The 14,154-nt window shown below is 57.4% G+C and carries 11 protein-coding genes; all 11 read left to right on the top strand.

Going from position 1 to position 14,154, the window contains the following annotated elements:
* The first annotated feature begins 1 nt into the window (after window position 1).
* The 11 genes from ACPYOJ_RS13820 to ACPYOJ_RS13770 all read left to right on the top strand — a co-directional run bounded on the left by ACPYOJ_RS13820 (window position 2) and on the right by ACPYOJ_RS13770 (window position 14,153).
* Window positions 2–1,480 carry an NAD-dependent succinate-semialdehyde dehydrogenase gene (locus ACPYOJ_RS13820; protein ID WP_481416754.1) on the top strand — a complete coding sequence of 493 codons (1,479 nt, stop codon included), beginning with the start codon at window positions 2–4 and terminating at the stop codon, window positions 1,478–1,480.
* 11 nt (window positions 1,481–1,491) lie between these two features.
* The gene (locus tag ACPYOJ_RS13815; protein WP_481416753.1) at window positions 1,492–2,622 is read left to right on the top strand and encodes a mandelate racemase/muconate lactonizing enzyme family protein; all 1,131 of its coding nucleotides are present in this window, start codon (window positions 1,492–1,494) and stop codon (window positions 2,620–2,622) included.
* Between the two features lie 58 nt (window positions 2,623–2,680).
* A complete protein-coding gene (locus ACPYOJ_RS13810) occupies window positions 2,681–3,796 on the top strand; it encodes a mandelate racemase/muconate lactonizing enzyme family protein (RefSeq protein WP_481416752.1) in 1,116 nt (371 codons plus the stop codon).
* Between the two features lie 22 nt (window positions 3,797–3,818).
* Complete coding sequence (locus tag ACPYOJ_RS13805) at window positions 3,819–5,438, top strand: ABC transporter substrate-binding protein (protein ID WP_481416751.1); 1,620 nt, start codon at window positions 3,819–3,821, stop codon at window positions 5,436–5,438.
* An 8-nt stretch (window positions 5,439–5,446) separates the two neighbouring features.
* Window positions 5,447–6,379 carry an ABC transporter permease gene (locus tag ACPYOJ_RS13800; protein ID WP_481416750.1) on the top strand — a complete coding sequence of 311 codons (933 nt, stop codon included), beginning with the start codon at window positions 5,447–5,449 and terminating at the stop codon, window positions 6,377–6,379.
* Between the two features lie 3 nt (window positions 6,380–6,382).
* Window positions 6,383–7,264 carry an ABC transporter permease gene (locus ACPYOJ_RS13795; protein ID WP_481416749.1) on the top strand — a complete coding sequence of 294 codons (882 nt, stop codon included), beginning with the start codon at window positions 6,383–6,385 and terminating at the stop codon, window positions 7,262–7,264.
* A 56-nt stretch (window positions 7,265–7,320) separates the two neighbouring features.
* Window positions 7,321–9,165: an ABC transporter ATP-binding protein gene (locus ACPYOJ_RS13790; protein WP_481416777.1), complete on the top strand. Its 1,845-nt coding sequence runs from the start codon at window positions 7,321–7,323 to the stop codon at window positions 9,163–9,165.
* 74 nt (window positions 9,166–9,239) lie between these two features.
* Entirely contained in the window at window positions 9,240–10,181 is a 942-nt protein-coding gene (locus ACPYOJ_RS13785) for a LysR family transcriptional regulator (RefSeq protein WP_481416748.1), read from the top strand.
* Between the two features lie 143 nt (window positions 10,182–10,324).
* Window positions 10,325–11,479: a mandelate racemase/muconate lactonizing enzyme family protein gene (locus ACPYOJ_RS13780; protein WP_481416747.1), complete on the top strand. Its 1,155-nt coding sequence runs from the start codon at window positions 10,325–10,327 to the stop codon at window positions 11,477–11,479.
* A 188-nt stretch (window positions 11,480–11,667) separates the two neighbouring features.
* Window positions 11,668–13,179, top strand: coding sequence for an ABC transporter substrate-binding protein (locus ACPYOJ_RS13775; protein ID WP_481416746.1), 1,512 nt, complete (start codon window positions 11,668–11,670; stop codon window positions 13,177–13,179).
* 56 nt (window positions 13,180–13,235) lie between these two features.
* Window positions 13,236–14,153: an ABC transporter permease gene (locus tag ACPYOJ_RS13770; protein WP_481416776.1), complete on the top strand. Its 918-nt coding sequence runs from the start codon at window positions 13,236–13,238 to the stop codon at window positions 14,151–14,153.
* Window position 14,154: the final 1 nt, after the last annotated feature.

The raw sequence follows: 14,154 nt of genomic DNA, 5'->3' as shown, positions 1-14,154 counted from the left end.
AATGAACGTTGCTGCAAAAGTGTCTCCGATGGTGAGCTTCGACATCGCCTCGCTTCCGACCGGCCTCTTTATTGACGGCCAGTGGCGCTCTGGAGGGGAGGGGAACACGATCGACGTGCTCGATCCATCGACCGGCGATGTCATTGTCGCCGTAGCTGATGCGACTGTCCAGGATTCCATGGAGGCGGTGGCTGCCGCCCACAAGGCCGCCAGCGGATGGGCCGCAACAGCACCTCGCAAACGCTCGGATATCCTGCGTCGCTGTTTCGAACTGATGATTGAGCGCAAGGATATGCTGGCAGAACTCATCAGTCTTGAAAACGGCAAGACGCTCAGCGATGCCCATGGTGAGGTCGGCTATGCCGCAGAGTTCTTCCGCTGGTTTTCCGAGGAGGCCGTTCGCCTTAATGGCGAAATCTCCACGGCTCCGAGTGGCGCCAACAAAATCATCGTTGAGCATCAGCCAATCGGCGTTTCGGTGCTCGTCACGCCTTGGAACTTCCCGGCTGCGATGGCCACTCGTAAGATCGCTCCCGCGCTTGCCGCAGGATGCACCTGCGTCCTGAAACCCGCCACTGAAACGCCGCTAACGGCACTTGTCCTTGCGAACCTATACGCTGAGGCTGGCGTGCCGGCTGGTGTCGTCAACGTCATCACCACATCGAAGTCAGGACCTGCCGTAAGTTCCATGTTGAACGACGCGCGCGTCCGCAAACTCTCCTTTACGGGCTCCACCGAAGTTGGTCGGGTTCTTCTGCGCGAAGCTGCCAACACGGTTGTGTCATGCTCGATGGAGCTTGGCGGCAATGCGCCTTTCATTGTTTTCGACGACGCCGACCTCGATGCGGCGATCGAAGGCGCCATGATTGCCAAGATGCGCAACGGTGGTGAGGCCTGCACCGCCGCCAACCGTTTCTACGTGCAGTCCGGCATTGCGAAGGAGTTTTCGACACGCCTGGCCGAGCGCATGGGTTCGATGAAGGTCGCAGCCGGTTACGACGCGAGCGCCCAATGCGGGCCGCTGATCAATCCGAAAGCGGTCGAGAGAATTGCTGGTCTTGTTGGGGATGCTAAGGCGAGGGGGGCAATAGTGCTTACCGGCGGCGATCCGCTCGAGCGCCAAGGCTTCTACTTTGCTCCGACTGTTCTTTCGGATGTTCCATCGGACTCGGAAATCTCATCAGAGGAAATATTCGGCCCTGTTGCCGCGATCACAACCTTCACCACGGAAGACGAAGTGGTCGAACTCGCAAACGGCACTGAATATGGGCTGATCTCGTATGTCTACACCAAAGATCTTGCCCGCGGTCTGCGTGTGTCTGAGCGCATGGATAGCGGCATGGTTGGATTGAACCGCGGTCTCGTTTCGGACCCTGCGGCGCCTTTTGGCGGCACTAAACAAAGTGGTCTCGGACGCGAAGGGGCTCATCACGGGATCCTTGAATTCTGTGAGACCAAGTACATCGCAGCAAGTTGGTGAGGGAGGAAATAATGCGAATTGCTGAAGTAGAAGCGTTTCAACTAGCCTGGGATGACGATACGCCTGCCAAGCGCACCAGCTTCGTAAAAATCGTAACGGACGACGGCGTCACTGGCTATGGTGAATGCACCCCGATGCACGGTGGCATGCATGTCCTGGGTATTATTGCCAACACGCTTGCCCAGGAGCTGGTAGGCAAGAACCCACTGGATCACGCCGTACTGACGGACAGGCTGCTGCATCGCTACATCAAGATGGGGCCTGAGGGGAACTTAACGAGCGCACTCGCCGCCATCGACATCGCTCTTTGGGACATCAAAGGCAAGATATTCAATCAGCCGATCTACCAGCTGTTGGGCGGGGCATGGCGAACGGAGATCCCGTTCTACACCTCTCTCGGTCAAAACGCCCATCGCACGGTGGACGAGGTCGTGCGCGAAGTGGAGAAACGACTGACGCGCGACACGCCGTCCGCCTTGAAGATTCGCTTCGATGGCGACCGCACCTGCATTGATGCCGACATCGCCAATGATATCGCCAAGGCGAAGGCTGTCAGGAAGCTTGTAGGTGACCAGTTCCCTCTCGGGTTCGATGCGAACAACGGCTATTCGGTCGCCGGCGCGGTCAAGGTCGGCCGAACCTTGGAAGACCTTGGCTATTCGTGGTTTGAGGAACCGGTTCAACACTACCACGTCGAGTCCATGGGAGAGGTAGCTCGCCGGCTGGACATCCTGGTGACGGCAGGGGAGCAGACTTATACACTCCAGGGCGTTGTTGAGCTCATCAAGTCCGGCGTTCGGGTCATCCAGTGCGATCCGATAAAAATGGGCGGCATCACCGGCCTGATGAAGTGCATGGCTATCGCCTACGCGCACGGCGCGGAAATTGTCCCACATCAGACGCAGCCGGCGGTTGGCCATGCTGCCAACCTACATCTTATGGCCTGCAAGATGCACGCCTCAAAACCGGTCGAGTGGAACGACCCCGCCGAGCGGAACACCGAGTTGATGCAGACGCTTCTGAAGAAACCGCTCGTGAAGCGCAACGGAAAGTTCCTCGTTCCGTCGGGGCCAGGACTTGGGATCGAACTGGACGAGAGTGTCCTCAAGGAGCGCAAGCGCGCAATCCCAATACAGGCATAGCAGCAACAAACCGGTGCTGCGAGGAGGGTGGCACCGGTTTCTTTTCGGAGGAGGCAAAATGAAAATTTCGAGCGTTGATGTTTTCCAGCTCACCATGGGAAATGGTTCTGGCTGGATGCCCAAAAGCGCATTCGTTCGTATCGACACCGAAGATGGCCTGTTCGGCATAGGCGAAGCTTCGCCGATGCATGGAGGCCATGCTTCCCTTGCGGTCATCGCGCGCGAAATGGCGCCAGAGTTGGTCGGGCAAGATGTGTTCGATCATGCGGTGCTGATCGATCGCCTTCTTCATAAGTGCATCAAGCTCGGTCCGGAAGGCATCGTGACCGGCGCGCTCGCCGCGATCGATATCGCCATGTGGGATCTGAAGGGAAAAGCGCTTCAGAAGCCCCTCTACAAACTACTCGGCGGGGCATGGACGAAAACGCTTCCTTGCTACAGCTCGGTTGGTGGGAATGCCGCGAAGACCGTAGACGAGGTTGTCAGAGACGTCGCGCGGCGAGTGGAGACCGAAAAGCCGGCCGCGGTCAAAATCCGTTGGGACGGCGACCGCACCCGGCAGGACGTCGACATCGCAGGAGATATCCGGAAGGCCGCGGCCGTGCGGAAACTTCTGGGCGACGGCTTCATGATCGGTTTTGACGCAAATAATGGCTACTCGGTCAATGGTGCCATGCGCGTTGGCCGAGCCTTGGAAGACCTCGGCTACTCGTGGTTCGAGGAGCCTGTCCAGCACTACAACGTGAAAGCGATGGGTGAAGTCGCGCAACGGCTCGACATCACCGTGTCGGCGGGCGAGCAGACCTATACCCTGCAGGGTTTGAAGGAACTGATCGAAGCCGGCGTGCGGATGGTGCAGCCGGATATCGTGAAGATGGGCGGCGTCACAGGAATGATGCAATGCGCCGCGCTGGCGCGAGCCCATGGCGTAGAACTCGTCCCGCATCAAACGCAACCGGTCGTCGGTCACCTGGCCAACATCCACGTGCTGAGCACCCTCCTGCATCTCGCGAAGCCTGTCGAGCTCGCGGACAAGTGGGAACGCGGCGCGCCGGTCTTCGTAAATCCGTCTCAGCCCGTCGACGGCTGCTTTGAAGTGCCTGATCGCCCGGGTCTCGGGCTTCAGTTCGATGAGAAGGAAATGCAGGCAAGACGCCTATCGATTGCAATCTAATGGACAAACTGGGAGGATTTCCATGAGCATTACACGCAGACAACTATTGGTAACAACTGCGGCAGGCACCGCATTCGCGGCTCTTTCCGGCGTTGGCTTCCAAGCCGCCGCACAGTCAAAAAACGATACGATCACTTGCGCTTTCGCGGCTCGCTCCTCAAACGGGATGAGCCCACAACTGATTTCTTCGACCGGTGCGGACAACTGGGTCATCTCCCAGCTGTACGACACGTTGGTGAAGCGTCCCGATGGAAAATGGGCGGTGAAGCCCGAGGAGTTTGAGCCCGCCCTTGCTGAAAGCTGGACGAGTTCTGAGGACGCCAAGACCTGGACTTACAAGCTGCGTAGCGGCGTGAAGTTTCACAAAGACTATGGAGAGATGACCGCGGACGACGTGGTCTTCACGTTCAGTCGCCACCTCGATCCAAAAATCAGCACCAAAGCCAAGTCGTACTATCGCAACATTTTGAGCGTTGAGGCGACCGACCCGAACACGGTCGTGATCAAGCTAAAGGATCCAGATCCGCTGCTCAACGGCACATGTGTATCCGACCTCAGCGCCTCCATCTTGAGCAAGAAGGCGTTCGAGGAAAAGGGAGACGAGAAGTTCAACACCGATCCGGTCGGAACGGGACCATATGAGTTTACGAGCCTCGACAGCAATGCCGGCCTGCTCCTGACCGCCTTCAAGGACTACTATGATGGCCAGGCGGCCACGCCAAACCTTCGGGTTCGCTTCATCGCCGACACGACCGCAAGAACGCTGGCATTCGCATCTGGCGACGTCGATATGATCGAAGGTGTGCGCGCGCCGGGCTGGAATGATTCCATGCGTCAGCAGAACGCGAATACAATCTTCGATGCGACGGCGCCCGGTAGCTTCAACACCCTCCACATCAACCTCAACAGAGGACCGCTCGCCAATATCAAGGTCCGCCAGGCAATTCGCTATGCCATTGACGCCACCGCGATCGCAGCCGCCTTTGGCAACATCGCTGTCCCAATGGTCGGCATTATCGCGCCGCAATTTCCGGGGTCTGTGAAACAGGACGAACTGCCAGCTGAGCTGCAGTATAAATACGACCCTGAAAAGGCGATTGCCCTGCTCAAGGAAGCGGGCTTTGCCAGCGGCTTGACGATCCCTTGTTTCGTTAGCCAACGCGAGGATTACGCCTCGATCATGCTCATGATCCAGGAGCAGCTGCGCGCGGTGAACATCAATCTCGATCTGAAAATCATCGATCATGCGACCTTCCACGCGGACAACCGCAAGGACAAGAACAGTCTCATCCTGTCCTCCTTGAGCTATCCGCCGGTCCCGACGGCGCCAATCGGTGACCTGCTTTTGAAGACGGGGGACGTGAAGGCCGATGGCAGCGGTCTTACCAATTACAGCCATTACGGAGTTGCGATCCCCGGAATTGACGATCTGATGAGCAAGGCCAACGCAGAGCCCGACTTTGCGAAACGCGTCGAGATCGTGAAGGAAATGGAAAAGCAGATCCTTACAGATCTGCCTGGTCTTGGCATCATCACACTTTCCTACGTGATTGCCCGCAACCCCCGCGTCGATCTCGGCTTCAAGGTGGAGGCCGGCACGCCGTACTGGCCTCTGCGCCATGCCAAAGTTGTTCAGGCATAGGAGGCAGCATGCCCAGTCTCATCATCAACAAGCTGCTGGATGCAATTCCAACGCTCTGGCTTGTGCTCACGCTTGTCTTTATCGCGTTGCGCATCCTTCCAGGCGATCCGGCTTTGGTGGCACTGGGCGACTTCGCGACCCCGGAACAGCTCGCGCTGTTCCGGGAACAGACCGGGCTCGCTGCGCCCCTCTGGCAGCAATATTTCACGTTTCTATGGGATGTCGTGACTTTTGATTTTGGTGCCTCGCTGATCTCCAAAGAACGGGTAGCCGTACTGATCGCTCATAATCTGCCTTACACCGTGGCTCTTGCGTTCGGCGCGACATTGATCGGGCTCATCGTGGGATTGCCGTTTGGCGTTTGGGCGGCCGTGCGTAAGAACCGTTTGCCGGATCAGGGTATGCGCATCTTCTCACTGATCGGATATGCGATCCCGGACTTCTATCTCGGTGCAATTCTGTTGATCGTTTTCGCGCTCAATCTCAAACTCTTCCCGATTAACGGAGGCGGCGAGGGGGTCGTCGATCAACTCTACCACCTCGTGTTGCCAGCTGTAACATTGGCTGTGCTCAAGATAGCGTTTCTGGGCAGATTGACCCGCACGTCACTCTTGGAAGTTCTTTCAAAGGACTATGTCCGCACAGCTCGCGCAAAGGGCGCTCCACCGAGGACCGTGATCTACAAGCATGCGCTTCGGAATGCCCTTCTTCCGATCGTCACAGGGCTCGGGCTAAGCCTTTTGGCTACGCTATCTGGCGCGGTCGCGGTGGAACTCGTCTTTGATCGGCCAGGACTCGGCTCAACCCTGATCAAGGCGATTGCCGAGCGCGACTATCCCTTGATCCAGGGTGCCGTGGTCGTCTTCGCTCTCCTCGTGGTTCTCATCAATTTGCTGGTCGATCTGGTCTACACCGTCATCGATCCACGTATCCGGAGTTAAGCAATGGCCGCTATCGACCTTTCTTCCGCACCGGCCTCCAACCACGGCACGCTAAGTCTCGTTAAACGCCTGTTTTTCCGCCGTGTTTCGACAATGATTGCGCTTGTGGTGGTTCTTCTTTTCTTTGCGATGGCGGCCTTCGCACCGTGGATCGCGCCCTACGACCCGCTTAAACAAAGCTTCCTGTCAATTAACAAATATCCCTCTTCGCAATACTGGCTCGGAACCGACCAGTTCGGCCGTGATGTGCTTTCTCGGCTGATCTACGGTTCGCGCACCTCCCTGCTGTTTGGACTTATTGCGCCGGCCTGTGCGGCGGTAATCGGCACGACACTAGGAGTTCTCGCCGGCTATTTTGGAGGCGTAGTCGATCGCGTCGTTTCGAAAATGATCGATCTTCTAATGGCATTCCCCGAACTGCTGCTAGCCATCATCGTTTCGGCAGCACTCGGCGGAGGCTTTTGGAATGTGGTCCTGGTGTTGACGATTGCCTTCGTTCCCGGATTTGCGCGAGTTGCGAGAGCTTCGACTCTCTCAGTCCGGCAAGAACCCTACATCGAAGCCTCGATCGCAATTGGCGTGAAGATGCCGATTATCATCATCCGGCACGTTATCCCGAACATTGGCGCCTCGATTGTCCTTCTTTGGACCTTGTGGATCGCATCAGCCATTCGGCTCGAAGCGGCATTGAGTTTCCTTGGAATTGGGACGCAGCCGCCCAATCCGAGCTGGGGCAATATCATCCGCGAGGGGCTTGGTAACGTCTTCGGATCGCCGTGGCCGATCATTGGGGCCGGTTTTGCCATCACAACGATCGTGCTTTCGATCAATCTGATCGGCGATGCCGCGCGTGACATGCTTGATCCGAATTCGAGCGAAAGATGACTATCGCGACGTCTTCGGGGCGAGAAATGGGAGGATGGTCAATGCAGATGAGCGCTATGACTCAAGAAAAATCAAAACTTGAACACGAACTCACGGGCAAGCAAACGCTTGCGGTCCGGAACCTGCGTACGTCCTTTCACCAAAATGGCCAGTGGCTGGAGGTCGTGAAAGGGGTTTCCTTCGAGGTGGCGGCCGGGGAAACATTGGCGCTCGTAGGGGAATCCGGTTCGGGAAAAAGTGTGACCGGCTATTCGATCATGCAACTGCTCTCTTCGGAAAGTGCGCGTGTAGAAGGCGAGGTGCAACTCGGCGGGCGCAACTTGCTTGCACTCAGCGAGGATAGCATGCGCGAGGTTCGCGGGAACGAGATCTCAATGATCTTTCAGGAAGCAATGACGAGCCTTAATCCTGTTCTTCCGATCGGAAAGCAGATCGCCGAAGCGATAGCGCTTCACAATACATCGACATCGCTCCAAGATATCAAAAAGGAAGCTTTGCGACTGATGGATCGCGTGAGGATCCCTGCCGCAAGCACTCGGTACGATGAATATCCGCACAATTTTTCAGGCGGGATGCGACAGCGCGTCATGATCGCCATGGCGCTCGCCTGTCGGCCACAGCTCCTGATCGCCGACGAGCCGACTACAGCTCTCGACGTCACAATCCAAGCCCAAATCCTCAACCTGATCAAGGAGATCCAGGAAGAGGAGCGAATGTCGGTCATCTTTATTACCCACGACATGGGCGTGGTCGCAGAAGTTGCCGATCGGATGGCCGTCATGCTGCGGGGCGACATCGTCGAGACGGGCTCGACGAGCAGAATATTCAGGAGTGCCGAGCACCCCTATACCAGAATGCTGCTCAATGCCGTTCCGCAGCTGGGTTCGATGCAGGGTGTCTCGCAGCCACTGAAATTCCAGATGATTAATGCGACAACTGGCGAGCATAGTGAGGCGGACAAACCCGTCGACACTATCCGGAAATCCGACGGGCCGGTTCTCAAGGTGAAAGACCTTTGCGTTCGCTTCGACATCAGGGGCGGGTGGTTTCGGAAGGTTTCGAGCCGCGTGCATGCCGTTGAAAATGTCTCCTTCGATCTTTTCCCCGGGGAAACATTATCCATCGTGGGGGAGTCCGGCTGCGGCAAGTCAACGACCGGCCGCGGCCTGATGCGGCTCGTGAAGCCTTCTGGCGGAAGTGTCGTCCTCTCCGGTCGGGAGCTTATGTCGATGTCGGGGAACGAACTGCGCGATGCGCGGCGCGACATCCAGATGATTTTTCAGGATCCTTTTGCAAGCCTTAGTCCGCGGCGTACCGTCGGGGACGCGATCGCAGAGCCGTACCTCACTCATAAGCTCGGCGGTCGTGCCGACGCGCGCCAGTTGGTGAGTGTGCTGCTCGAACGTGTTGGTCTGAACGCGAGCATGGCAAGCCGCCTTCCGCATCAATTCTCGGGAGGTCAGAGGCAGCGCATCTGCATCGCCCGAGCCCTGGCGTTATCTCCGAAGGTCATCGTTGCGGATGAGTCTGTTTCTGCGCTCGATGTTTCCGTCAAGGCGCAAGTCATCAATCTATTGATGGACCTACAGAGAGAGCTCGGTTTGGCCTTCGTCTTCATCTCACACGACATGGCTGTCGTTGAGCGAATCAGCCACCGTGTTGCCGTGATGTATCTAGGAGAAATTGTAGAGATAGGGCCGCGCGAAAAGGTCTTCGCCGCTCCGGCTCATCCCTATACACGTATGCTCCTAGAGGCCGTGCCCTTACCCGACCCAGAACGAAGGTCAGCCAATCGCACTCTGGATACGACGGAACCAAGAAACGCGCTGCGGCCTCTCGGCTACGTCGCCGACAGCACGCCACTACGCCAGGTGTCCGAGGGACATTTCGCGAGGGTATAGGGGTGGCTGTCCTGGGCGTCTTATGTTGTCACCGTCCCTAAATTGGTTATGCTGTTCTTCGGTTCCTTCCCACAATGGAGATAAAGGCGACTACGGCCCGTTTAGACTATATGCGTGGACTTGATCTGGAATCTGCTCGGCTGTTTCTCATTGCCCACCAGGAAGGAAGCCTGACGCGCGCCGCCGAAAAATCCCACATCGCTTTGCCGGCAGTTACAAAGCGCATTCAGGACCTGGAACATCTCTTTGGGGTCACGCTCTTTGAACGACATGCTCGCGGGGTGACGGCAACGCCCGCCGGCGAGGAATTGGCCGTCCACATTCAATCCGTGATGCACCGGCTGAACATCGCCTCGCAAGCCATGAAGGAGTTTGCAGCAGGGAAACGCGGTCAGGTCCGCATCATCGCCACACAGTCTGCAATCGTGGGCGGCCTCGCAGACATCGTCGCCAGATATTCGGCCACGTACCGCGACGTCACCGTCGATCTCAAAGAGGTGAACGGCTGGTCGATTGTTCCCGAAATCGAAAGCGGACGGGCAGACCTCGGTCTCACGATCTCGGTGTTTGACGCGCCAATCGGCATGTCCTCGGATTCTTTCCAGGACGTAAAGCTCGTCGCGATGGTCCCCGCTGACCACCCATTGGCCAGACAGCGTCGAGCCAATTTCGAAGAGATGCTGCAATTCGACCATGTGACCCTAGGACCGCAGAGCGCACTGTGCGCTTTCCTGGTTCAGCAGGCCGCCGAACGGCGACAAACCTTGAGGTATCGGGCCGTGCAGTCGTTTGACGTGATGCGAAGCATGATCGCCGCAAATTTGGGAATTGGCATTATGTCAGAGCTCATGGCCAAGCCGTACGCCAGGAAGCTTGGAACCGTCTGCCTCCCAATCGAAGAGGATTGGGCGGATCGCCAGATAAAAATCTGGTACCGCGAAGACCTGATGACGAGCGCAGCTCGGTCGTTCAAAGATGTTATTCTGGCTTCGAAAAACGGTAAGGCTGCGTTCTGATCGCTGCCTCTTTTTCGTCGCTCCAGCAAGGCTGTTGGCCTCGGCCCGACCGTTCAAAATCTGGAAAGGGTGGTTTAGGGAACTACGAATTGAAAGTCGGGGCGAGCCACCCGAAAAATGGTCCAACAGAAAGTTGGTGGGCCATGAAAATTAAGTCAGTTGTACCGAGCTTTGTAGACAAGTACCTTTTTGTTCAGATCACCACTGAAGACGGGACGACCGGCATAGGAGAATCCGGCGCGTGGGGACACCTCGAGGCCAGCGCCGCCGCGATCGTGAAGTGCGGCGAGTATTTGGTTGGCCGCGATGCCCGGCAGATCGAGCACCACTGGAACGCACTGCAGCGTGCAAGTCATTTCACCGGCGCCGCAATCATGGGCGCCATCTCCGCCATCGACATCGCCCTGTGGGATATCAAGGGCAAGTCTCTCGGTGTTCCGATCTCGGACCTGCTCGGCGGCTCTGTAAGGGACAAGATCCGTCTGTATGGCCACGTCAAGGCGAAGACACCAAAGGAGATGATTTCCGAGGCACTGCTCCGTAAATCTCAGGGCTTCACGGCACTCGGCCACCTCAACCCCTTCCTCGACGAGGACTATAACCGCTATTTCAAGCCCCACGCCCGCAAGATAGACGACGCGGTTGCGGTCATCGCTTCGCTTCGAGAAGCACTCGGGCCTGATGTCGACCTCTGCATCGAATTGCACCGACGATTGACGGTCGCCGAGGCGATCACATTCGCCCGCGAGATCGAACCCTATCGTCCCATGTTCTTCGAGGATCCGCTCAAGCCGAGCAGCCAGGATGCCATGGCGTGGGTTGCCGATCATATCTCTGTACCGATCGCAACCGGTGAGCGCTACTTCAGCTTGCAGATGTTCCAGACGCTGGTAGCAAGAAGAGGCGTCCAATTCCTTCGTCCGTCCATCGGCCTCTGCGGCGGTATCACGGGCGCCAAGAAGATTGCTGCGCTCGCCGAAGCCAATGACATGGACATCATCCCGCACAATCCGCTGTCGCCGCTTAACCTGGCGGCTGAGTTGCAGCTCGATGCGAATGTCCCGAACGTCGCGATCCAGGAGTACCCGTCATCCTCGACCGGCATCCACGGAAACACCGATCTGCCAGCTGCCGCTTTATTCGAAGGGCTGCCAGCACCACAGGATGGTTTCCTTTCGATACCGCAAGGGCCAGGTCTCGGAATCGAGCTCCGCGAGAGGGCGCTCGCGTCCTCACCTAAGGTCGATCGCCCCATCCTTGTGCGGCCCCACCATGACGGCTTCATTGTAGACCAATAGGAGGGCATAGCAGCCGACCGGAGGGTGGGCTGCTTCAATTGCGCGCGCGATTCAAACACAAGGTGGCGATGAGCAAAAACAAACAAGCGGTCGAACTTCGTTGGTGAATTTGTCTGTGATGCAAAAAACCGAAGTCAGCCGTAGCGTGATCGCAGATCGCTGATCTGCATGAGATTAGGGAGGAAAAAATGAAAGCTTTTCAAGCAATAGGATTTGCGGCCGCGACTGCGGTTGCATTGACAGTCGGGGCCGGCGTCATTGCGGCACAGCAGCCCAACAAGAACATTCGCATCGTGCTTGACGCGGAACCGGACACACTCGATCCTTGCAACACGACACGCAGCACGATCGGCTTCGTGATCCGAAACAACCTCGTCGAGACGGGCACCAAGATCGACGCTGCGACCGGTCAGGTCCAGCCGGGACTGGTCACGGAATGGACCCGGACCGGTGACAGCCAGTGGCGTCTAAAGCTGCGTCCGGGCGTTTCTTTCCAGGATGGTTCCGCCTTCAATGCCGAAACCTTCGTCAAGTCATTCCAGCGCGTGCTGAACCCGAAACTGAACTGCGCGACCCGCAGCTATCACTTCGAGGGAATGAAGTTCACGTTTGATGTCGTCGACGATTTAACCGTTGACCTGAAGACGGACCATCCCGCGCCGCTCCTTCCAGTCATGCTGGCCACGCTTCCGATGGTCTCGCCCAACACGCCGTTTGACGATTTTACCCGTGCGCCTGTCGGCACGGGGCCCTATAGCTTCGCCAGCTGGAAGCCGGGTGAGGGCATCGAGCTTAAGCGCAATGACAAATACTGGGGCGCCAAACCCGAGGTAGAGGCCGTGACCTACCTTTTCCGAAAGGAGTCCCTCGTCCGCGCTGCCATGGTGGCGAGTGGCGAAGCGGATATTGCCCCCGAAATCGCCCCGCAGGACGCTGATAATCCGAAAACCGACTTCTCCTATCTGAATTCGGAAACCATGCGGTTGCGCATCGATGTCGACAAGCCGCCGATGAACGACCTTCGTGTTCGCGAAGCGATGAACCTGGCGCTTGACCGTCAAGCCATGATCGGCTCGATTTACAGCCCACGCTGGGTCTTGGCGAAAAACTACGTCATGCCGACCATCAATGGCTACAACGACACGATCAAGCCTTTCCCCTATGATCCCGATAAAGCGATGAAGCTCATCGCTGAGGCAAAGGCCGACGGCGTCCCGGTCGACAAGGAGATCCTTGTGATCGCCCGACCGAACGTGCCGGCCGGCGCCGAAGGTATGCAAGCGATCTCCGAGATGCTGAACGCGGTCGGGTTCAATACGAAGCCACAGCTCCTCGAAGCAAACGAATATAACGGCTTCTATTTCAAGCCCTTCAACGACAGCACTGCGCTCCATCTTCTCATGGACATCCATGATAATAATACGGGCGACGCCGGTATTACGCTTCTGAACAAGTACCACTCCACTGGTGGAACGTCGAAGACACACGATCCCGAACTCGACAAGCTGATCGACCAGGGCTCTGCAGCCGACAACCCGAAGCGGTCGGAGCTTTACCAGGCGGCATTCGCACGCATCCACGACCAGGCCTATGACATCATGCTCTTCCATCAGGTCGCTGACGCTCGCGTCTCCCCACGGCTGAACTTCAAGCCAACCTCTCGAGGGCGTCTTGACGTCGCTACCATCACGTTCAAGTGAGAATATTTGGGGCGGCGGCGATGCCGCCGTCCCAACAGATTCCGAAGGGTTCGCGTATGTTGCGCTATGTCGTCAAGCGCTTCGCTCAAAGCGTCGCCGCACTTTTTGTTCTTCTCACGGTCGTTTTCTTCCTGACGCGACTGACTGGGGACCCGACCGACCTCTATCTGCCCTTGTCGGCCTCAGAGACGCAGCGTGCAGCCTTCCGGCAAGAACATGGTTTCAACGATCCGGTTCTCATCCAGTTCTCGAGATACATCTCGAACCTCGCGCATGGCGACTTTGGCAACTCCGTCTTCAAGGCCCGGCCTGCGCTCGACGTCGTTCTAGAGGCATTTCCGGTGACGCTGAAGCTCGCGGCTTTTGCTATGTCGATAGCAATTTGCTTGGCAGCGATCCTGGGTTCGCTCGCGGCCTATTGGCCAAATTCGCTTTTTGACCGGCTCGTCAGCATCCTGACGATCGTGACCGCGTCCACTCCGCCCTTCTGGGTCTCGATCGTCGCGATTCTCGTCTTTTCGATGAAACTCGAATGGCTTCCCACGTCGGGCATGGGCAGCGCAAAATACTGGATCCTGCCTGTGGCCGTTCTTGTCCTCGGTCCTGTCGGACTGTTGTCACAGGTGGTTCGGTCCAGCATGATCAGCTGCCTGAACGCTCCCTACGTGAAGACGGCGATATCGAAGGGTGCATCCGGACCGCGCATCATCTTTGTCCATGCACTTAGAAATGCACTCCTGCCGCTCATAACCGTAGCCGGCATCCAGGCAACCGGCCTCATCAACGGAGCTGTTGTCGTCGAAACGATCTTCGGCTTCCCTGGCATCGGCAATCTGATGATCGACTCGGTGCGAAACCGCGACTTCGAACTCACGATCACCTGCATCATCGTTGCCGCCGTCGCGGTCTATCTGATGAACACGATCATCGACATCCTTTACATGCGGCTTGACCCCCGCGTCAGGCTGACTTGAG

The organism is Rhizobium sp. SVR5-9E, assembly GCF_056755095.1.
This window is presented reverse-complemented; position numbering and strand designations above follow the sequence as displayed.

What these genes read in the sequence shown, in the direction of transcription:
- ACPYOJ_RS13790 (WP_481416777.1), top strand. Translation starts at nt 7,321, where the DNA reads ATGACTCAAGAAAAATCAAAACTTGAACACGAACTCACGGGCAAGCAA.
- ACPYOJ_RS13795 (WP_481416749.1), top strand. Translation starts at nt 6,383, where the DNA reads ATGGCCGCTATCGACCTTTCTTCCGCACCGGCCTCCAACCACGGCACG.
- ACPYOJ_RS13800 (WP_481416750.1), top strand. Translation starts at nt 5,447, where the DNA reads ATGCCCAGTCTCATCATCAACAAGCTGCTGGATGCAATTCCAACGCTC.
- ACPYOJ_RS13820 (WP_481416754.1), top strand. Translation starts at nt 2, where the DNA reads ATGAACGTTGCTGCAAAAGTGTCTCCGATGGTGAGCTTCGACATCGCC.
- ACPYOJ_RS13815 (WP_481416753.1), top strand. Translation starts at nt 1,492, where the DNA reads ATGCGAATTGCTGAAGTAGAAGCGTTTCAACTAGCCTGGGATGACGAT.
- ACPYOJ_RS13805 (WP_481416751.1), top strand. Translation starts at nt 3,819, where the DNA reads ATGAGCATTACACGCAGACAACTATTGGTAACAACTGCGGCAGGCACC.
- ACPYOJ_RS13810 (WP_481416752.1), top strand. Translation starts at nt 2,681, where the DNA reads ATGAAAATTTCGAGCGTTGATGTTTTCCAGCTCACCATGGGAAATGGT.
- ACPYOJ_RS13770 (WP_481416776.1), top strand. Translation starts at nt 13,236, where the DNA reads ATGTTGCGCTATGTCGTCAAGCGCTTCGCTCAAAGCGTCGCCGCACTT.
- ACPYOJ_RS13775 (WP_481416746.1), top strand. Translation starts at nt 11,668, where the DNA reads ATGAAAGCTTTTCAAGCAATAGGATTTGCGGCCGCGACTGCGGTTGCA.
- ACPYOJ_RS13785 (WP_481416748.1), top strand. Translation starts at nt 9,240, where the DNA reads ATGGAGATAAAGGCGACTACGGCCCGTTTAGACTATATGCGTGGACTT.
- ACPYOJ_RS13780 (WP_481416747.1), top strand. Translation starts at nt 10,325, where the DNA reads ATGAAAATTAAGTCAGTTGTACCGAGCTTTGTAGACAAGTACCTTTTT.